The sequence below is a fragment of the uncultured Planococcus sp. genome (genome assembly GCF_947501725.1).
GTDB classification, from domain to species: domain Bacteria; phylum Bacillota; class Bacilli; order Bacillales_A; family Planococcaceae; genus Planococcus; species Planococcus donghaensis_C.
In genome coordinates this window covers 147586-166349 of the sequence record NZ_CANMXD010000006.1, presented here as the reverse complement: position 1 = coordinate 166349, position 18764 = coordinate 147586, and the positions used below count along the sequence as shown (strand labels likewise).

Below are 18764 nucleotides of genomic sequence, written 5' to 3'. Positions count from 1 at the left end.
GATTACCATGTAATTTATATATTTGAAAATTTAAACATCTTGTTGCCATTTTTTGCAATAACAATTATGATTAAAAAGAATAATCAAAAAACTGGGGGTAGGAAAATGGGGAGAAAGAGAAAAACACAGATTTTCATGATCATGATTGCATTCGTTCTATTCTTATCGGGTTGTAACTTCAATTCTTCCGAAAGTTCGAATGAAGAGAACGCAGCAGCAGAAGGGGAAGCTGGGCAAGTATTGAACATCTCGACTACAGCAGACATTCCTACTTTAGATTCGACAAAAGCACATGACGGCATTGCGTTTACGGTGCTGAATAATGTCAATGAAGGACTTTACCGCCAAGATGAAAATCATGAACCGATTGAAGCATTAGTAACGGAACATACAGAAAACGAGGACCAAAGTGTACATACTTTCACATTGCGCGACTCGAACTGGAGCAATGGGGATCCGGTTACAGCACAGGATTTCGAATATGCCTGGAAACGCGTCATGAAAGACGCAAGCCCTTATAATTTCATGTTCGTAACAGCAGGGATCAAAAATGCTGAAGCGATCATGAACGAAGAAATGGATGCAGAAGAATTGGGCGTTAAAGCAATTGATGAGAAGACATTGGAAGTTACCTTAGAGGCAGCAAATCCATTATTCCAGTCATTGATGACATTCCCGACTTTCCTGCCTCAAAACCAGAAGTTTGTTGAAGAGCAAGGGGACCAATACGCATTGGAAGCGGAAAACATCCTGTTCAACGGACCATTTACATTGGTTGATTGGACACATGAGCAAGGTTGGAAGTACGAAAAGAACGAAGATTACTGGGATGCAGATACAGTTCAGCTTGATGCAGTGAATGCCTATGTCGTCAAAGACCCGGCAGCTGGTGTCAACTTGTACGAAACAAACAAAGTGGATCGCATTGTCTTAAGTTCAGAGGCCGTTGACCAGAACAAAGACGACGAAAACTTTGACACAATCCTGGAACCGGAAATCATTTTTCTTCGCTTCAACCATAACCATCCGGTACTGGGCAATAAAAACATTCGCCAGGCAGTCAATATGGCGATCGATAAAGAAAGTTTAACAGATGTTATTTTGAAGAACGGTTCTACAGCATTAAACGGTGTGGTTCCGGAAGGGTTCTTTAAATCTCCGTCAGGCGAAGATTTCCGTGACTTGAACGGGGACTTTAACACAGGCACGGTTGAAGAAGCTCAAGCACTTTGGGAAAAGGGCTTGGAAGAAACCGGCGCAACAGAAGTCACAGTCTCCATCAACATCGCGGATTCTGAAGACCATAAAAAAGTGGCTGAGTACATCCAGGCACAATTGGAAGACAATCTTCCAGGATTCAAATTGGATATCAAAGCAGTTCCTTTCGCACAGCGTCTGGAAATCGAAAAAGCAGTCGAGTACGACTTGTCCCTTTCTTCATGGGGACCGGATTACAGCGACCCGATGACGTATTTGGATATGTGGCTGGAAGGCGGATCCGCTAACCGCATGGATTATTCAAATGCCAAGTTGGAAGAACTGGTATCAGCAGCAAGAACGGAAACGGATCTTGAAGCCCGCTACCAAATGCTGTTGGACATTGAGAAAATCCTGTTGGAAGAAGATGCAGCAATCGTGCCGCTTTACCAGGAAGGCGCAGCTGTCTTGATGAGAAGCAAAATCAAAAATCTATTGGTGCATCCAACTGGGGCTTCATTCTCTTACAAATGGGTGACGATCGAAGAATAAAGACAGGTTTACAGCTTATAGATACGAGGGTGTAGCCGATTGACGGGCGCCCTCGTATTTTTTGATGGCTTGCGCATTTCGGGTTGTCGGGGCTTAACAGACGCTTGCGCTTTTCTTCCTTGTCCAGGCTTCAGCGCCCAGCTCTTTGGGTCATAAGCCAACCCGTTGTCCAGTTGCAGTGCCTAGCTCTTCGGGATGTAAGCCAATCTGGCTGTGCGGCTGAAAACACGCCGCTTCGCCAGATCGTCTTACACCTTTCAGAGCTGAACAGGCACTTTCACTTTTCGTGTTGTGCGGCTGAAAACATGCCACTTCGCTGATTCGTCTTATGCCCGGCAGAGCTACACGGGCGCTTGCGCTTTTCTTATTACCCTACAGAACTGAGGTGTTCGTATGAAACGTTATTTATTGCAGAGGATCGGCTTTATGCTCATTACGCTTTTCATCATTGTGACAGCGACATTTTTCCTGATGCAGCTGCTGCCGGGTACGCCATTCACCAATCCGGAGAAATTGACCGATAGCCAGCTGGCTATTTTGAACGCTAAATATGGACTGGATCAGCCGGTCGCCATCCAATACATCCAGTACATCGGCAACCTGATACAAGGCGACTTGGGTTATTCGTTCCAGCATGAAGGACGGACGGTCACCAGCATGATCAGTGACCGGATCGGCCCATCCGCCTTTATCGGCTTGCAGGCTTTAGTTATCGGGGCCATTATCGGGTTGGTTTTAGGAATCGTTTCAGCCTTAAAGCACAATTCCATCCTAGACTATGGCTCGGTGACATTAGCTGTTCTGGGAATGTCGATTCCTTCTTTCGTTTTCGCGGCATTACTGCAATATTACGTAGGCGTTAAATTGGAATGGCTGCCTGTCGCTTTATGGGAAGGCTATTCCAGTACGCTATTGCCTTCCATCGCTTTGTCGGTGACAGTGACGGCTACAGTCGCCCGGTTTATCCGCAGTGAAATGCTCGAAGTGATCGGACAAGATTACATCATTACCGCGAGAGCGAAGGGCTTGAAAGAAAATCAGGTCATTGTGAAGCACGTCATCCGCAATGCGTTGATTCCGGTGGTTACGATGCTCGGGCCGCTTGCTGTGTCGATTATGACGGGAACCTTGGTCATCGAAAAGATATTCGCAGTACCAGGACTTGGTGAACAATTCACCTTGTCGATTCTGGTATTGGATTACAGTGTAATCATGGGAATCACCATTTTCTATAGCGCTTTGTTCATTTTTGTGGTCTTTGTGGTAGACATTATCTACAGCTTCCTGGATCCACGCATCAATTATAAGGGGGAATCAGCATGACGAAGAACACACCACACCTTCCCCCACATCAGGATTTGCAGGCACAAAATCAATATGCCTACGATGAAATTCCGTCAGACTTATTTGTGAAGGCGCCGCTGGATCAGCGAAAAAGCGAAGAAATCGGGACGCCATCGGTATCCTTCTGGAAAGAAGCTTTTCAGCGTCTCATCAAAAATAAAGGGGCCATGATTTCGCTCGTTCTTCTCATTTTCTTGATTGTGCTGGCGTTGATTGGACCGAGCATGAATGAGTTTTCCTACCGCGAACAAAATCTGGTGCATTCCAATATGCCGCCGAAAGTCCAAGGCTTGGAATGGCTGGGGTTCAATGGCCAAAATTCCCAGGGAGTGGATGAGTACGCTGAGCGGGATGTCCAGATCAATTACTGGTTCGGAACAGATGAATTCGGCCGCGATCTTTGGACACGGGTATGGAAAGGGACGCAAATTTCCTTGTTCATCGCTTTAGTGGCGGCCTTTCTCGATTTGGTAATCGGCGTCATCTATGGCGGCATCTCTTCATTTTATGGAGGGCGCATCGACAATGTCATGCAGCGGATCATCGAAATCCTGATGGGGATTCCGAACTTGATTGTCATCATCCTCTTCATCCTAGTCCTGGAGCCGGGCATTACCTCTATTATTCTTGCGATGGTCATCACCGGCTGGGTCGGCATGGCACGTGTGGTTCGCGGTCAGGTGCTGCAGCTGAAGGGCCAGGAATTTGTACTGGCGTCACGGACGCTTGGTGCCTCGAATCCACGGCTGATTTCAAAACATCTTCTGCCGAATGTCATGGGTCCGATCATCGTAACAGTCATGTTCACGATTCCAACCGCTATTTTCTTTGAAGCGTTCCTGAGCTTTATCGGCCTCGGGCTGCAGGCGCCTTTGGCATCGCTTGGTGTATTGATTGAAGACGGCTACAAATCAATGCGGTATTTCCCGTATAAATTGATTTTCCCTGCCTTGGTCATCAGCATCATCATGATTTCTTTCAACTTGCTTGGCGACGGTCTGCGTGATGCGTTAGATCCGAAAATGAGAAAATAGGGGAGGGTTCACCATGAGCAATACTATTCTGACAGTCGATAACCTGCATGTGGCATTTAAAACCCAAACCGGTAAACTGACAGCTGTGCGGGGCGTAAACTTTGAATTGAAAAAAGGGGAAACGCTGGCGATTGTCGGCGAATCCGGTTCGGGCAAGTCAGTCACCGCAAAATCCATCATGCAACTGTTGCCGGCAGCCACTACCGAAGTGACCAAAGGCGACATTGTCTATAACGGCAAAAGTTTGTTGAAGATGTCCAAACGGCAAATCACCGATTTGCGTGGCTCTGAAATTTCGATGGTTTTTCAAGATCCGATGACTTCGCTGAATCCGACGATGAAAGTCGGCAAACAGATCATGGAAGGCGTTCAACGCCATGAGCAGCTGACAAAAACGCAGGCGCGTGAGCGGGCGCTGGAAATGCTCAAGCTGGTCGGAATTCCGCAAGCGGAAAGCCGGCTCGACAACTACCCGCATCAATTTTCAGGTGGTATGAGGCAGCGCGTCGTCATCGCATTGGCGCTTGCCTGCAATCCGAAAGTGCTGATTGCGGACGAACCGACAACTGCACTTGATGTCACCATCCAGGCGCAGATTCTGGATTTGATGAAGGATCTGCAAAAGAAAACGGAAACTGCCATCATTTTGATTACCCATGATTTGGGCGTGGTCGCCAATATGGCCGATCGGGTCGCTGTCATGTACGGGGGCAAAATTGTGGAGCAGGGAACGCTGGATGAAATCTTTTACAATCCGCAGCATCCCTATACATTGGGGCTGCTGCAATCCATGCCGAAGCTCAATGAAGACCGCTCGCAGCCGCTTATGCCGATCGCCGGCTCGCCGCCCAATCTGGCAACGCTTGGAGAAGGCTGTGCATTTGCTGCACGTTGTCCACATACGATGGCGGTATGCCACACCTATACACCGCGCGATACAGTGAACGAAACAGGCCATTCAGTAGCTTGTTGGCTGCAGGACGATCGAGTATCGGCATCACGTGAGCTTGTAGAGTCGGGCAGTTCTTCTTCATAAAATAGACAGTCAAAAACCAGTAAGGCCAATTCGGGCTTTACTGGTTTTTTGCTGCGGGCAAGACGCTTAACAAAGCCTGATATTTACGGGATTAAACGAATTCGCCTACTTTTGCGATGTCGATCCCAGCCTCTTTCAAGGACTTTGAAATCCGGATGGCAAAATCCAGTGCGTGGATACCGTCACCGTGAATGCAGATGGTATCCGCCTGTAGCTCAGTATCGGTCTGTTCAACGGTCGCCACTTTGTTTTCCTTGACCATCCGGATGACTTGATTGATGGCAATCTGGGAATCGGTGATCAAGGCGTTGCTTTGGGTCCGTGGTGTCAACGACCCATCCCTTTGATAAGTTCGGTCGGAAAACACTTCATTGGCCGTCCGCAGTCCTATTTTCTCTCCGGCTTTGATGATTTCACTGCCGGACAATCCGAACAGCACCAGCTCCGGATCGATTTTGTAGACAGCTTCCGCAATGGCTTCCGACAGGGCGGCATCTTTAACCGCCATATTGTATAAGGCGCCATGCGCTTTGACATGCTGCAGCTGTCCGCCTTCGGCTTTGACAAAGCCCGACAAGGCACCAATCTGATACACGGTCAAGTCGTAGGCTTCCTGAGGCGACAAGGCAATGTTCCGGCGGCCAAAGCCAACCAGGTCCTGCAAACCGGGATGGGCACCGATCCCGACGTTCTTGTCGAGAGCCAGTTGAACCGTTTTTCGCATCGTCGACGGATCGCCGGCGTGGAAGCCGCAGGCGATATTCGCTGATGTTATGTAATCGAGTATTTCTTCATCATTGCCCATCCGGTAGGCTCCGAAACTTTCTCCCATATCGCAATTCAAATCCACTTTATTGATCATGTCCATTCCTCCCATTTTAATTGGATGGCGGCTTTCAATTCCCGGATTGATTGTTCCTGCTCAACCAATCGCTGTTGGGCATCGGCCAGGGAAATCTCCCTGAATCGCAGTTGCTGGCCAGGCTTTAATTGGCTGATGAGCGGCAAATCGACAGAAGCGGCCTGTCCGATTTTTGGATAGCCTCCTGTCGTTTGGCGGTCTGCCAGCAATACAATCGGATTGCCGTCTGCTGGTACTTGGATAGAGCCGAAAGCCACCGCTTCCGAAATCAGTTCCGCAGGGGTTTCGAGTGCTAGGCGAGGACCTTCCAACCGGTAGCCCATGCGGTCTGAGTTGGAAGAAACTGCAAAAGCTTCATTGAAAATCCGCTTTTTGCTGTCTGCATCGAATAAATCGAATTGCCGTCCCGACATCATGCGAATCACCGGTTCATCAAAATAACGGACAGGGGGCACGAGCCAATCAAACTCGTTTTCGGTGTTCTGTTGTAATGCTTTTTGCTGCTGCGGTATCATTTGGCCAACTGCAAGCAAGTCTCCTTTTTCCAGCGCGCGCCCTTGAAAACCACCAATTCCAGCACGCAGATAGGTGGATCTGCTGCCCATCATTAGCGGAACATCGATGCCGCCGGCTATTGCCAAGTAACAGCGGGCGCCTATTCGTGGCTCACCAAACGTCAGGGTGCTGCCTTTGGCTACGGTGAGCATCCTCCACATCTTTATGGCCACTCCATCTACTTTAGGATCCAAGTCTCCGCCGCATAAAGCGATGATGGCATCTTCGGCGAATTCGATCACCGGCCCCACCAAGGTGATTTCAAGCGTGGCAGCCTGTTCCTCATTGCCGACCAATAGATTGGCCAGCCGGTGTGCAATAGGATCCATAGCGCCGCTGGCAATAACGCCATATTTCTGGAAGCCGGTCCGACCCAGATCCTGTACAGTGGTCTGCATGCCGCTTTTACGGATTTTCAGCATCTGGATTTTCCTCCCATGAATGATAGTCTTCTTCTGAGATTTCCCGAAAAATAACTTTGTCTCCTGCCCGAAGCAGGCTGGGGATTTCGTTTTCAGGCCGGAACAGGCGAAGCGGCGTTCTCCCGATCAATTGCCAGCCGCCCGGCGTTTCAATCGGATAGACGCCGGTCTGCATGCCCGCAATGCCTACTGTCCGTTCGGGAATGCGGAGACGCGGCGAATCGCGCCTTGGTGCTGAAATTCGCTCGGACATTCCTCTGAGAAAAGGAAAACCGGGGGCGAAACCGATCATGTTGACCGAATAAGTGCCTGCGGTATGGATGTCGATGACTTCGCGTCGAGTCAGCCCATTGTGCTGCGCCACGAAGTCCAGATCAGGGCCGAAATCACCGCCATAACAGACGGGGATTTCAACGGTTCTGGACTCGACAGCCAGATCATCGCCGAGATGTGTCAATAGTTCCGCCAGTTCCATTCGGACATCCTCGTATAGAGCCACGCCAGGATTAAAGAAGACTGTAACGGTCACGAATGCAGGAATAAATTCAATCATCCATTCCGGCTGTCGGCTTTCCAGCAGAGCCGATACTTTTCTGACCAGCTGTCCTGTCTGTTCATTGATGTCATTGCCGAGTTCAATGACAATTGCCTGATCACCGAGCGGTGAAAAAGAAGGGTCCATCTACTCATCTCCATTTACAGACTATTCTTGCTTATTCCATTCAGTATAAAGCTTTTGGGAGAACAGGGAAAGAAGGGGAAGGTGCAGCTTTCCTGTCGATTGAAAGTATCTCCAATTAATTGGAAGATTCATAGCCACCCAGCAAAAGAAAAAGAAGCCGCTCCATCAAGAGCCGCTTCTTTCATCAATTATTCTTCAATATCAACTTGTTCTGTCACGTCAGCGCCGTTAAAGAACTCTGCTGAAATTTCGGCGATCGTGCCATCTTCCAGCATTTCTTCGATTACGCGATTAACGTTCTCAGCAAGTTCTTCATTGCTCTCATTCATGACTACGCCAACCTCGGATGGGCTGTACTTCAAATCCGGATGGATAGTGATCTCCAGTTCCGGAAATGCAGCAATCGCTAATGTCTGCAGGTAATAATCGTTCAAGATGACATCCGTTCGGCCGATGGCAACATCACGCAAATAGGTTTCATTGGTGGCATTGTCGTAGACCACTTCTTCAGCGCCATATTCACGTGCGGTCTCCATATAGACGGAAGTCGAAGCACCAGCGGCTTTTTTGCCTTCCAGGTCCTCCAGTGTCTCGATGCCGGACAAGTCATCTGAACGGACGATTGCCGTGCCGTAAGAATATTTGAACGGTGTAGAGAAGATGAAGTTATCCTGGCGGTCTTCCGTAATTTCAATATCGTTGGCCGCAATGTCCACTTGGCCAGTTTGGACGGACGTCAGCATTTCATCAAATCCAAGCTCCGTGAATTCGACTTCCAATTCAAGGCGCTCCCCGATTGCGCGAACCACTTCAACTTCGAAGCCGGTCAATTCGTCCGATCCTTCTTCGCGGTAGGAGGTAGGGTACAAGGTACCTGATGTCGCGACAGTCAGACTCCCTTCTTTCTGGATTTCATCCCAGGCGGTTGTTGTTTCTTCAGAAGTTGTATCGTCGTTGTTTCCACAGGCGCCCACGAGCAATAAAGTCATCAGACCGGCAACTGCTGCAGCATTTTTACGGGAAAATAATGTTTTCAATGAGTCTTCCTCCTCTAATATGATTGCACCTAAAAGATAGCATTCTATGAGAGCGGGAGCAACGGTTTAATTTGCAAATTAAGAAATCAGATTTTTTAGACAAATGTGTTGACCCGTGTGGTCGAAAGGTGTATTCTGTAGTCGACCACATTGGTCTAAATTTTAGAAAGAGGGCATGGATATGGAGAAATTCGAGAACCTCGATCCTCAAAAGCAGCAGAAAATCCTTGAATCGGCATTGATGGAATTTGCTGAAAATGGTTATGTGAAAGCTTCGACCAATCGCATCGTCAAACAGGCGGGTATTGGGAAAGGGATGCTGTTCTACTACTTTAAAAATAAAAAAGACTTATATGAATACCTCATTGAATACAGTTTGAATTTCATCATCGACGAGTACTTGAGCTTAGTGGATATCAATGAAACCGATTTTATCAAGCGGCTGAAAGGAGCGGCTCAAATAAAAATGAAAGCGCAGCTGGAAAACGAGCAGGTCTTCAACTTTATGGGGACCTTCATGCTGACGAAAGATCTGGATCTGCCTCCACATCTGCAGAAGCGCTATGAACAATTGCAACAGCAGGGATATGCATTGCTGTACGAAGGCATCGATAAAAAGCTTTTTAGAAAAGACGTGGACGTGGACAAGGCGTTCAATTTAATCCGTTGGGGAGTTGATGGCTATCAGCGGGATCTCCTGCAAAGGCTACAGGGGAAAAAGATGACCGAACTGGATTTCGAACCGTACTGGGATGAATTTTATGAATACCTCGATATTTTGAAGAAAAGTTTCTATACGAATTGAGGAGGGTTAGCCATGACAGTTTTGAGAACGATCGATCTGACGAAGAAGTTTGGGGATTTTGCGGCTTTGGACGGAGTGAACATTGAAGTGGGTGAAGGGGAGATCTACGGCTTCATCGGACCGAACGGAGCAGGAAAGTCAACGACGCTGCGTGTTCTTCTCGGTATTTTGAAAGCTACTGACGGCCGTGCTGAAATTTTCGGAAAGGATTCCTGGAAAGACGCCGTGGAAATCCACAAACGAGTGGCTTATGTGCCGGGGGATATCAATCTATGGCCAAACCTTACAGGAGGAGAAGTCATTGATCTGTTCGTTAAATTGCGTGGGGGTAATAATTTGGACCGGCGGCAGGAATTGATCCAGAAATTCGATTTGGATCCGACAAAGAAATGCCGTACCTATTCCAAAGGGAATCGACAGAAAGTGGCTTTAATTGCAGCATTCTCGTCCGATGTGGATCTGTATGTCCTGGACGAGCCGACTTCTGGACTCGATCCCCTTATGGAACGGGTTTTCCAGGAATATGCGACGGAAGCGAAAAAACAAGGGAAAAGTATTTTGTTATCCAGCCACATCTTGTCGGAAGTTGAAAAGCTCTGTGACAAAGTGGCGATTATCCGCGAAGGGAAAATCATTGAAACTGGCACGCTGAAAGAACTTCGGCATTTGACGGGAACGATTCTGCTGGTCGAAACCAAAGAGCCGATTGCCGGTCTGGAAGAACTCAAAGGAGTCAGTGGCATCCAGCAGAAAGGTTCGGCCCTGTCCTTTCAGGTCGAAACAAGCGAAGTGGATCATGTCATCCGCTATATCAGCCGCTTTGGCGTGAGCCGCATCGAAAGCTCGCCGCCAACTCTGGAAGAGCTGTTCATGCGCCATTATGAGGGAACCGGCAAAGCGGTGGAATCAGGAGCAGGAGGCGAATCGTAATGACCAGACATCTTTTTGATGGCACCGGAACGCTGATTCGTTTTGTCTTGCGTCGCGACCGTCTGCGCCTGCCCATCTGGCTGGTGTCATTTGCAGCTGTTTCCGCAATCATCACTTTAGCTTTTGTTGGACTGTATCAGAACCAAGAAGAGCGGCAGGCGATGGCTGAAACGATGCGAAATCCAGCCATGACTGCAATGGTGGGGCCAGGTTATGGGCTCGATAATTATACGGTCGGAGCCATGACAGCCCACGAGATGCTGTTGATGACTGCAGTGGTGGTCGGCTTGATGAGCATTTTGCTGGTGACCCGCCATACGCGGACAGACGAAGAAGATGGGCGCATTGAAATGGTCCGTTCTTTGCCTGTAGGGCGCTTGTCGAATCTCCTGTCGATTTTGCTGGTATTGACTGGCGCCAATATTGTTCTGGCGCTGTTAACTGCTTTTTCCTTAACCGCTTTAGGCATTGACAGTGTGGATCTGGAGGGGTCGCTTGTGTACGGTGCTGCTTTGGGGGCCACCGGAATGGTCTTTGCCGGCATTGCGGCTGTCTGTGCACAGCTGTCGCCAAATGCCAGAACTGCGCTTGGCCTGTCAATCACCGTTTTGCTGCTGGCCTATATGATCCGGGCTATCGGGGACGTGACAAACGAAACCTTGTCCTGGTTTTCACCGCTTGGCTGGATTTTGCGGTCTGAAGCTTATGTGAATAATTATTGGTGGCCGATTTTGTTGACGGTGGCGGGAGCAGTGCTGTTGATGGCATTGGCTTTGTATCTCAATTCCATTCGCGATCTCGGCTCTGGTTTTCTGCCTTCACGGGCTGGAAAGGCAAATGCCTCCAGGTCACTGTTAAGCCCATTCGGACTTGTCTTCCGGCTACAGCGGACCGGACTGATCGCCTGGGCAGTGGGATTGCTGCTGATCGGTGCTTCGTATGGTTCGGTTCTTGGAGACCTGGAGTTGTTTTTTGAAGACATTGACCTGATGCAGCAAATGATTGTTCAAGCAGAAGGATTTTCACTGACAGAACAATTTATTCCGGTGCTGATGGCTGTCATGGCTATTTTAGGGACCATTCCTGTGTTGTTGGCTGTTCTTAAACTGAAGACTGAGGAAAAAAGCGATCGGCTTGAACATGTCGTAAGCCGATCGGTTTCCAGAAACCACGTCATGGGCAGTTACCTTGTGATGTCTATTTCGACCGGATTCATCATGCTGTCTTTAGCGGCGCTTGGCCTTGGATTGGTGGGGAATGCCATGATGGATGAGCAGCTGTCGCTGGGCATGTACTATGGCTCCGCAATGGCTTACTTGCCTGCGATGCTTGCCATGATCGGCTTGGCGGTGGTGCTTCTTGGCTGGGCTCCGAATCTGGCCAGTGCCATGTGGCTGTATCTGGCTTTCTCATTTTTCGTCATTTACTTGGGCGGCCTGTTCCAGTTTCCGGAATGGGTAGGGAAATTGACGCCTTTCGGCTATGTGTCTGAAATACCGATTGAAGAAATGAATTATCTCAACGCGCTCATGCTGACAGTAGTGGCAATAATTCTGACAGTAATTGGCTTCGTTGGATTCAATCGCCGGGATATTGGAAGATGATAGGTTTGAACACGATGAAAAGAGCCCGCTTTCCAGTTTGGAAAGAGGGCTCTTTTAGGTTTTACAAAAGCAGCAGCCAAGCAGCTACCGGGCCTAATAAAGCGCCGAATACTGCACTCAAGGTCATCGCAACCGAGCTCATCGAGGCTTCCTGTTGGCCATATTCAAATGCTTTTGCAGTTCCCATGCCATGTGCCGAAGTACCAAGGCCGATGCCGCGGCCGATCGCCGAGTCAATATGCAGCCAGTCCAGCAGGGCGGGCCCGACGATATAGCCAGTGAATCCCGCCACCATAACGAAAACCGCAGCTAGTGAAGGGATACCGCCAAGGTTGCCGGCAACCTGCATGGCGACTGGAGTCGTCAGTGACTTCGGCAATACTGTCAGAATCAGCTCTTCTGAAAAGCGGAACAGCTGAGTAAACAGGATTCCGCTTGCCATCCCAACAACTACGCCTGTCGCAATACCTGAAACAATGGGCAGCAGGTTAGTGAAAAGCAAATTCCTTTGTTTATAGAGCGGTACGGCCAAGGCGACAACTGCAGGGCCGAGGAGTGTGCCGATCCAGCTTCCGCCCATCATATATGTATCGTAAGGAATGTTTCCCACTACTAAAATGACGGCGATGATCGCTGTAGAAGCAAGTACCGGATTCAGTAAGGTCTTTCTGTATTTTAGATACAAGGAGTTGGTCAGCAAGTAAATCGCAACGGTCAGAACTGCGAAAAAAGCGGCCAGCAGATTGAATTCCATAATCAGGATCGCTCCTTTCGTTCGGGACTTGCTTTCGCGGCATATTGGCTGACCCACCCCGCAGCCGCCATTGTGAGAAATGTGCTGATTATCACGATCGGAATCAGCAGCATGCCTTTCCCTGAAAACAACTCCCCGTATTCAACAACGCCAACGGTAGCCGGGATAAAGTAAAGGGAAAGGAATGCCAGCAGGAAATGCGCTCCGGAATCGATCCATTGGAGTGGATAGATTTTCAGCATAAGTGCAGCAAACAACAAAAGGAAACCGATGATGCTTCCTGGCAACGGAATATTGAAAAAGTCCTGTACTGCTTCTCCGATCAAATAAAAGCCGGTGATGGCGAGAAGCTGAAGAATGATGCTAATGATTTTCAAAGGGAACGCCACCTTCCGATTAGTTATGAGATGAAAGTCTAAATGTTTCCATAATTAGTTATTTTACAGCATTTCATTCGAAAAGCGAGAACGGATTCCAGTCCGCTTCCGCTTCTCGTTGAATGACAGAAAAATTCCAGCCATCCCTTTTTGATTTTTGGCAAGGGGGTATAGAGTAGGAAAAAGCTTGAATCAGCAGCGGAGGTGCAAAAGGATGGAAGCCTACTGGATTCTAGTGGTGAAGAGGGGCGCAGCTCTATGAAAAGTGAGGGAAATTTAGCGAAACAATTGGAGCAGCATGCGGTAAATGGCTTTAATACTCGGATAAAAAAAGTCCAGGGAACTGAAAATAGCTTATATCATAATACAAGCTTGAACAGTTTGATGGGCATGATCGAGACCAACCGTTTATGGATGAGCAAAGGGACTTTTCTGAACGACTCCAGTGAACTGATCTATTTTTCAGGTATTCTAAAAAATGTGCTGGCAAAGGTGGAAGTTCCGGACCAAGGAGCTTTATGGGCGCTGTTCGTCGGACAATTGCATCTGACCTTAGATGATTTTATGAAGAAAATTGCAGGAAGCGGTTTTGATGTCTATATCTTTTCAATGTCACAAACAGAAGATTCGCTGGCTCTTTGGTATAACTATGCAAAAGGAGATGGCTATAATATCGGATTCTCGGCGGACGAGCTTCTGGGGAAGATCAATCAACACCAGCTGTATACCGGGGCGCTGCACGGACTTGTTGTCTATAGCAGGCAAGAACAGGAAACCATCTTACGGGAACTGCTGTTGAAAAGCTTTGAGCTTGTCAGTGATTATCAAGCGGAACAAGTGACAGCAGTCTTGGCGGATCATTTCTTTTCAATGATCGCCTCATGCGCAATCTTTTTTAAGGATGCCACCTTTAAAAGTGAAGAGGAGTACCGAATTGCCATCATCGACAGGAAAGAAGTTGGAGAACAAGTGAAATTTCGGGCCCGGAACGGCGTGATCATTCCTTATATAGAAGTGGAGTTTAAAGAGAAGCTGCCGATCAGCCATATAACAATAGGCCCCAAGAACAATATCGATATCGCCAAAAGTGGAATTGAACATTACGTAAGGAGCAAAGGCTATGATTTGGAGCGGATTTCAGTCAGTAAATCCGTTGCGGCTCTTAGGTATTAAAGACAAAAGGGAGTGGTGGTATGTATCCGGAATTGGCAGGCAAGACAGCGATTGTGACAGGTTCTTCAAAAGGGATCGGCAAAGGCATCGCCGAGCGTTTCGGCAAAGAGAAGATGAATGTCGTAGTGAATTATCTGACAGATTCTGAAGGTGCACAAGAAGCGGCTGCAGCAATAGAAGCGCAGGGTGGAAAAGCGGCAACGGTACTAGCGGACGTTTCGACAGAAGAAGGTGTTAAAAAGCTGATTCAAACGGCACTCGATCATTTTGGTTCCGTGGATGTATTGGTGAACAATGCGGGATTCAGTGAACCAGCTCCTTCCGACGAACTGACATTGGAAAATTGGCAGCGTGTGCTGGATGTCAATTTGACAGGTGCATTTATTGCCAGCAGGGAAGCATTGAGCTGGATGAAGGCCAATAAAGTAAAAGGCAGCATCATCAATATTTCGAGTGTCCATCAAATCATTCCGAAAGTGGAGAATGTTCACTACGGTGTCACAAAAGGCGGCTTGAAAATGCTGACAGAAACTTTGGCGCTGGAATATGCAGAACTGGGTATACGGATTAATGGCATTGCGCCTGGAACCATTACTACTCCTGGCAACCCGACAGACAAACAGGACGCGGAAGAAAAGGAAAAGACGCTGCAGAAAATCCCGATGAAAAAAGTAGGGAAGCCTGAATATATTGCTGCAGCCGCTGCCTGGCTGGCTTCTGAAGAAGCCGCTTATGTCACCGGAACCACATTATTTGTAGACGGCGGTATGACCTTATATCCGTCTCAATTATCCAAATAATCATTGTACACCGCACAGGAAGAATCGCTCCTGTGTGTTTTTTTATGCAATGGCAAGCATATATACTATATTGAAAAAACGACGTTAAAATTCCGATTCCCGAAATAGACAGAATTTAAGAAAACTTTGAATTATAAAGCTTGCTTTTTAAACGATTTGTTGTATTATTACTTTATGCAATATATCGCATACATTTTTTAAAACGAAAATGTATTATTTCAAGATTATGGATAAGACGATTCAAGCCACCGGCTTTAAATTTAGGAGGAAATGGAAATGGATAGTAAGTTGTCATTTAAATCGTATGCAATAGTAGGGATGATGTTGTTTGCATTGTTCTTTGGAGCAGGAAACTTAATTTTCCCCGCTCAGCTAGGGCAATACGCAGGAACGAATGTCTGGATAGCGATATTCGGATTCCTGATTACCGGTGTCGGTTTGCCTTTGCTTGGAATATTGGCAATCGGTTATTCGAAAAGCAACGACTTGCAGGATTTATCGAGCCGCGTACATCCGGTATATGGACTGATCTTTACAGCCATGCTGTATTTGACAATCGGACCCTTCTTCGCATTGCCAAGAACAGGCGCAGTTTCATATGAAGTGGGGATTGCACCATTTGTTGGAGAAGGGAATGCCGTAATCGGCCTTCTTGTATTCTCTCTTATCTTCTTTGCCGTGTCTTTGGTTGTCTCACTGAACCCATCAAAAATGGTGGACAGTATCGGCAAGGTTCTTTCACCGGCAATTCTTCTTACGTTGGGAGCTTTATTGGTTACAGCTTTTGTAAATCCGATGGGCCAGAAGGAAGCGCCGCAGCCGGCTTACGCAAGCGATGCGTTCTTCACCGGCTTCACGGAAGGTTATAACACGATGGATGCACTCGCTTCATTGGTTTTCGGAATTATTGTCATTTCAGCTGTCCGCAAACTGGGTGTGACTTCACCTAAAGGCGTCTTGACTGCTACATTGAAAAGTGGAGTGGTGGCAGCGGCGATTTTAGCAATCGTCTATACGGGGATTGCTTTACTGGGATCGACAAGTACAGGGACTTTGGGTCTTTTGGATACAGGCGGACCTGTTTTAAGTGGAGCTTCTAATCATTACTTTGGAACTTTCGGTGCCACTTTATTGGCGGTCATCATCATCTTGGCTTGTTTAACAACTGCAATCGGCTTAACAGTCGCCAATGCTGAATTTTTCCATAAACTGACGCCGAAAATCAGTTACAAGACTTATGTGGTCATTTTCTCTGTCTTTTCGCTGGTTGTCACCAATGCCGGCCTTTCGAATATCATTACGTATTCGATTCCTGTCCTGATGTTCCTTTACCCATTGGCGATCGTGCTGATCATTTTGGCTTTCTTGTCGCCATTGTTCAGACACGCTCAGTTGGTTTACGTATCGACAATCGTAGTTACGTTCTTCATCAGCATCATCGACGGATTGAAGACCTTGACTTCTTCGCTGGGTGTCGCTAATCCGACTTGGCTGCAGGCAATTGTCGATTTTTATACAGCTTCCTTGCCGCTCTACAACAACGGTCTTGGATGGCTCTTGCCTGCATTGATCGTCATTGCAATTACGACTGTCATTGCCCGCAGCAAGAAACATGTGAAGGTCCAAACGGCTCAACACAACGCTTAATCATCGGCAACAATGGCTGGTCCGGAAAACCGGATCAGCTGCAAAATAAAAAGCTGTATCAAAAGCCCCCTCGCTTTTGATACAGCTTTTTCAATTGTTTAAACACTTATACAGCCGTAAGCTCTTCTATGGTGCGTACCCAATTGGATTTCATGATCTGTGACACTTTTTCCGGATCTCTTTCCTTCAGCGTTTGAATGATCTGGACATGCTCGTCGTAGGAGCTTTTGGTCAACATCAGTGAATGATGGAAAAATTGTCTTCTGACATGGGATTGAAGGCTGCCGAGCATTGAATGGATATAAGAATTATTTGCAGCATCAACGATGATCTGATGGAACTCCTGATCAATTTTTAAAGCTGAAAAACCGTCCTGGCTATCAATCGCTTTGATGAACCGCTCATTGGTTTCATGCATTAATTGGAACGTCTGATCATCGAGATTGGGAATGGCCAGCTCGGCTGCAAGTGCCTGCAGAACAGCAAGAGGCGGCAGAAGATTCTTAAGGTCATCTTTTTTTATATTCGTGACACGAGTGGCTTTGCCAGGAAACATCTCGACAAATCCTTGAACTTCCAATAATTGAAGTGCTTCACGGATAGGGGTTCTGCTTAAGCTTAAAGCTTGCGCCAGTTCCGTATCGATTAACTTTTCTTCTGGCTGCAGAGTGCCGTCAATAATCCATTGCTGCAATTGAAGATAAGCGCTTTCTTTTGCTGAGACACGAACAGGTTTCGAATGATCGACTGGAATAGGCATTGAAAGCTCTCCTTTTTTACTGCTTTTTTTATAAAGCTCCGAGGAACCACGATTGAAAAGTTCCCGCTAAGTGTGAGGATGTTGTTTGTCCCATTATACACCAATTCAGACTACCAATGAAATATTTTATGCAATATATCAGTGAATAGCATCGATATGTCTATGGGCTGCCGTTTGCTGGCTGCCAAATAGGGAATAGGAAAAGTAACATCAGACCTATAATGGATGAGGAGGAATAGAAATGCTGTCATTTATTCCGAGTCAGGATTCACAGACCCTCGCTTTTGAAGTGAGTGGGACGGTGACAAAAGAAGACCTGCAAAAGCTGGAGCAATCGATTGAAGAGAACTTTTCAAAAGATCAGCCGTTTAATGCCTATGCCATCATGCGGGAAGTGAAGATGCCGACAGCCAAAGCACTTATGGAAGAGGCCAAAATCGATATGAAGCGTTGGAGCCAATACAATAAGTTAGCTGTCGTCAGTGAAAAGAACTGGCTTGAAACGATGACCACTATCAGTGATTTTCTCCCGGGCATCAAAGCCAAACATTTCAGTATGGATGAAATGGAGCAGGCCTGGAGCTGGATTAAAGAATGAGCAGTCTAGACAACGAACCGGAGGAGGGGACATATGCTATCATTTGTGCCGAGTAAAGACACAGAAACCATTGCGATTGAATTCGAAGGAACAGCAACGCGTGAAGATGCCTTGAAGATTGATAAGATTATTCAGGAGAAGTTTGAAGACAAAGGTAAGTTCAATATTTATGCAGTGATCAATGGCGTTGAAGACACTGTTTTTACGGGTCTTGGAGAAAGCATGCAGGTGAATATGGACGCATGGAACCAATTCCATAAATTCGCCGTCATCAGCTCCACTCACTTGAAGGAGCAGTTGGCGGAAATGGAAAGCCTGCTGCCGAAACTTGAAGTCAAGCATTTCCAAATGGATGAAATGAATGAAGCCTGGGAATGGATCCAGGAGTAGGAAAAGCGCAAGCGCCCTGCAGCAGATGCTAACCTAAAAACGCGACTTCCTATCGCACCGGTTAGCTGACCCGCATCCTGCGGGCCCTCGACGGGCATAAGACGCGCTGGCGAAGCGGCGTTTTTTCAGCCGCCCAGCCAGAGTGGCTTATGACCCTAGAAGCTGGGCGTTGGAGCCTGGACACTAAATGGAAAAGCTGAAAAGT

19 protein-coding genes are annotated in these 18764 nt (G+C 47.4%); 12 read left to right on the top strand and 7 right to left on the bottom strand.

All coding sequences use genetic code 11. The features are described from left to right. Positions 1–105: 105 nt before the first annotated feature. From Q0785_RS11005 to Q0785_RS10990, 4 genes are all read left to right on the top strand, one after another. Positions 106–1749, top strand: a complete 1644-nt coding sequence (locus Q0785_RS11005; protein WP_298829668.1) for a peptide ABC transporter substrate-binding protein — start codon at positions 106–108, stop codon at positions 1747–1749. Positions 1750–2142: 393 nt separating this feature from the next. After that, positions 2143–3072 carry an ABC transporter permease gene (locus Q0785_RS11000; RefSeq protein WP_298829666.1) on the top strand — a complete coding sequence of 310 codons (930 nt, stop codon included), beginning with the start codon at positions 2143–2145 and terminating at the stop codon, positions 3070–3072. Then, a complete protein-coding gene (gene opp3C / locus Q0785_RS10995; protein WP_298829665.1) occupies positions 3069–4127 on the top strand; it encodes an oligopeptide ABC transporter permease in 1059 nt (352 codons plus the stop codon). Before Q0785_RS11000 ends, opp3C begins: the two co-directional genes overlap by 4 nt. 13 nt (positions 4128–4140) lie before the next feature. Further along, positions 4141–5163 carry an ABC transporter ATP-binding protein gene (locus Q0785_RS10990; RefSeq protein WP_298829664.1) on the top strand — a complete coding sequence of 341 codons (1023 nt, stop codon included), beginning with the start codon at positions 4141–4143 and terminating at the stop codon, positions 5161–5163. Positions 5164–5254: 91 nt separating this feature from the next. Here the strand turns inward: Q0785_RS10990 and Q0785_RS10985 are convergent, their stop codons facing one another. The 4 genes from Q0785_RS10985 to Q0785_RS10970 all read right to left on the bottom strand — a co-directional run bounded on the left by Q0785_RS10985 (position 5255) and on the right by Q0785_RS10970 (position 8721). Next, positions 5255–6025, bottom strand: coding sequence for a 5-oxoprolinase subunit PxpA (locus tag Q0785_RS10985; RefSeq protein WP_298829662.1), 771 nt, complete (start codon positions 6023–6025; stop codon positions 5255–5257). Then, on the bottom strand, positions 6022–7002 hold the full coding sequence (locus tag Q0785_RS10980) for a biotin-dependent carboxyltransferase family protein (RefSeq protein ID WP_298829660.1): 981 nt from the start codon (positions 7000–7002) through the stop codon (positions 6022–6024). The genes Q0785_RS10985 and Q0785_RS10980 overlap by 4 nt, the downstream gene beginning before the upstream one ends. Next, the gene (gene pxpB / locus Q0785_RS10975) at positions 6986–7684 is read right to left on the bottom strand and encodes a 5-oxoprolinase subunit PxpB (RefSeq protein WP_298829658.1); all 699 of its coding nucleotides are present in this window, start codon (positions 7682–7684) and stop codon (positions 6986–6988) included. The genes Q0785_RS10980 and pxpB overlap by 17 nt, the downstream gene beginning before the upstream one ends. A gap of 188 nt (positions 7685–7872) precedes the next feature. Continuing rightward, positions 7873–8721, bottom strand: a complete 849-nt coding sequence (locus Q0785_RS10970; RefSeq protein WP_298829655.1) for a transporter substrate-binding domain-containing protein — start codon at positions 8719–8721, stop codon at positions 7873–7875. A gap of 181 nt (positions 8722–8902) precedes the next feature. On the opposite strand from Q0785_RS10970, the gene Q0785_RS10965 reads away from it, so the two are divergent. The 3 genes from Q0785_RS10965 to Q0785_RS10955 are packed head-to-tail and all read left to right on the top strand — an operon-like array spanning position 8903 to position 12060. Further along, positions 8903–9526, top strand: coding sequence for a TetR/AcrR family transcriptional regulator (locus Q0785_RS10965; RefSeq protein ID WP_298829653.1), 624 nt, complete (start codon positions 8903–8905; stop codon positions 9524–9526). Positions 9527–9538: 12 nt separating this feature from the next. Then, positions 9539–10456 carry an ABC transporter ATP-binding protein gene (locus Q0785_RS10960; RefSeq protein ID WP_298829650.1) on the top strand — a complete coding sequence of 306 codons (918 nt, stop codon included), beginning with the start codon at positions 9539–9541 and terminating at the stop codon, positions 10454–10456. Continuing rightward, positions 10456–12060: an ABC transporter permease gene (locus tag Q0785_RS10955; RefSeq protein ID WP_298829648.1), complete on the top strand. Its 1605-nt coding sequence runs from the start codon at positions 10456–10458 to the stop codon at positions 12058–12060. The genes Q0785_RS10960 and Q0785_RS10955 overlap by 1 nt, the downstream gene beginning before the upstream one ends. A 61-nt stretch (positions 12061–12121) precedes the next feature. On the opposite strand, the gene Q0785_RS10950 is transcribed toward Q0785_RS10955, so the two are convergent. Both Q0785_RS10950 and Q0785_RS10945 read right to left on the bottom strand, forming a co-directional pair. Continuing rightward, positions 12122–12814, bottom strand: a complete 693-nt coding sequence (locus Q0785_RS10950; RefSeq protein WP_298829646.1) for an LrgB family protein — start codon at positions 12812–12814, stop codon at positions 12122–12124. A gap of 2 nt (positions 12815–12816) precedes the next feature. Beyond that, the gene (locus tag Q0785_RS10945; protein ID WP_298829644.1) at positions 12817–13191 is read right to left on the bottom strand and encodes a CidA/LrgA family holin-like protein; all 375 of its coding nucleotides are present in this window, start codon (positions 13189–13191) and stop codon (positions 12817–12819) included. Between the two features lie 258 nt (positions 13192–13449). Between Q0785_RS10945 and Q0785_RS10940 the strand changes: the two genes are divergently transcribed. The 3 genes from Q0785_RS10940 (at position 13450) to brnQ (ending at position 16811) form a co-directional block, all read left to right on the top strand. Next, positions 13450–14364 (top strand): DUF2971 domain-containing protein, encoded by a 915-nt coding sequence (locus tag Q0785_RS10940; protein ID WP_298829642.1) that lies wholly within the window; start codon positions 13450–13452, stop codon positions 14362–14364. Between the two features lie 20 nt (positions 14365–14384). After that, complete coding sequence (locus Q0785_RS10935) at positions 14385–15164, top strand: glucose 1-dehydrogenase (protein WP_298829640.1); 780 nt, start codon at positions 14385–14387, stop codon at positions 15162–15164. A gap of 276 nt (positions 15165–15440) precedes the next feature. Beyond that, on the top strand, positions 15441–16811 hold the full coding sequence (gene brnQ / locus Q0785_RS10930; protein WP_298829638.1) for a branched-chain amino acid transport system II carrier protein: 1371 nt from the start codon (positions 15441–15443) through the stop codon (positions 16809–16811). A gap of 106 nt (positions 16812–16917) precedes the next feature. Here brnQ and Q0785_RS10925 read toward each other — a convergent pair whose 3' ends face one another. After that, a complete protein-coding gene (locus Q0785_RS10925) occupies positions 16918–17571 on the bottom strand; it encodes a GntR family transcriptional regulator (RefSeq protein WP_223642553.1) in 654 nt (217 codons plus the stop codon). A 241-nt stretch (positions 17572–17812) separates the two neighbouring features. On the opposite strand from Q0785_RS10925, the gene Q0785_RS10920 reads away from it, so the two are divergent. Further along, a complete protein-coding gene (locus Q0785_RS10920) occupies positions 17813–18169 on the top strand; it encodes an STAS/SEC14 domain-containing protein (RefSeq protein ID WP_298829635.1) in 357 nt (118 codons plus the stop codon). A 33-nt stretch (positions 18170–18202) separates the two neighbouring features. Then, entirely contained in the window at positions 18203–18559 is a 357-nt protein-coding gene (locus tag Q0785_RS10915) for an STAS/SEC14 domain-containing protein (protein ID WP_298829633.1), read from the top strand. Positions 18560–18764: the final 205 nt, after the last annotated feature.

Bases quoted from the DNA above. Each gene is read 5' to 3' on its own strand.
- Q0785_RS11005 (WP_298829668.1), top strand. From the start codon at position 106: ATGGGGAGAAAGAGAAAAACACAGATTTTCATGATCATGATTGCATTC.
- Q0785_RS11000 (WP_298829666.1), top strand. From the start codon at position 2,143: ATGAAACGTTATTTATTGCAGAGGATCGGCTTTATGCTCATTACGCTT.
- opp3C (WP_298829665.1), top strand. From the start codon at position 3,069: ATGACGAAGAACACACCACACCTTCCCCCACATCAGGATTTGCAGGCA.
- Q0785_RS10990 (WP_298829664.1), top strand. From the start codon at position 4,141: ATGAGCAATACTATTCTGACAGTCGATAACCTGCATGTGGCATTTAAA.
- Q0785_RS10985 (WP_298829662.1), bottom strand. From the start codon at position 6,025: ATGATCAATAAAGTGGATTTGAATTGCGATATGGGAGAAAGTTTCGGA.
- Q0785_RS10980 (WP_298829660.1), bottom strand. From the start codon at position 7,002: ATGCTGAAAATCCGTAAAAGCGGCATGCAGACCACTGTACAGGATCTG.
- pxpB (WP_298829658.1), bottom strand. From the start codon at position 7,684: ATGGACCCTTCTTTTTCACCGCTCGGTGATCAGGCAATTGTCATTGAA.
- Q0785_RS10965 (WP_298829653.1), top strand. From the start codon at position 8,903: ATGGAGAAATTCGAGAACCTCGATCCTCAAAAGCAGCAGAAAATCCTT.
- Q0785_RS10960 (WP_298829650.1), top strand. From the start codon at position 9,539: ATGACAGTTTTGAGAACGATCGATCTGACGAAGAAGTTTGGGGATTTT.
- Q0785_RS10955 (WP_298829648.1), top strand. From the start codon at position 10,456: ATGACCAGACATCTTTTTGATGGCACCGGAACGCTGATTCGTTTTGTC.
- Q0785_RS10950 (WP_298829646.1), bottom strand. From the start codon at position 12,814: ATGGAATTCAATCTGCTGGCCGCTTTTTTCGCAGTTCTGACCGTTGCG.
- Q0785_RS10940 (WP_298829642.1), top strand. From the start codon at position 13,450: ATGAAAAGTGAGGGAAATTTAGCGAAACAATTGGAGCAGCATGCGGTA.
- Q0785_RS10935 (WP_298829640.1), top strand. From the start codon at position 14,385: ATGTATCCGGAATTGGCAGGCAAGACAGCGATTGTGACAGGTTCTTCA.
- brnQ (WP_298829638.1), top strand. From the start codon at position 15,441: ATGGATAGTAAGTTGTCATTTAAATCGTATGCAATAGTAGGGATGATG.
- Q0785_RS10925 (WP_223642553.1), bottom strand. From the start codon at position 17,571: ATGCCTATTCCAGTCGATCATTCGAAACCTGTTCGTGTCTCAGCAAAA.
- Q0785_RS10920 (WP_298829635.1), top strand. From the start codon at position 17,813: ATGCTGTCATTTATTCCGAGTCAGGATTCACAGACCCTCGCTTTTGAA.
- Q0785_RS10915 (WP_298829633.1), top strand. From the start codon at position 18,203: ATGCTATCATTTGTGCCGAGTAAAGACACAGAAACCATTGCGATTGAA.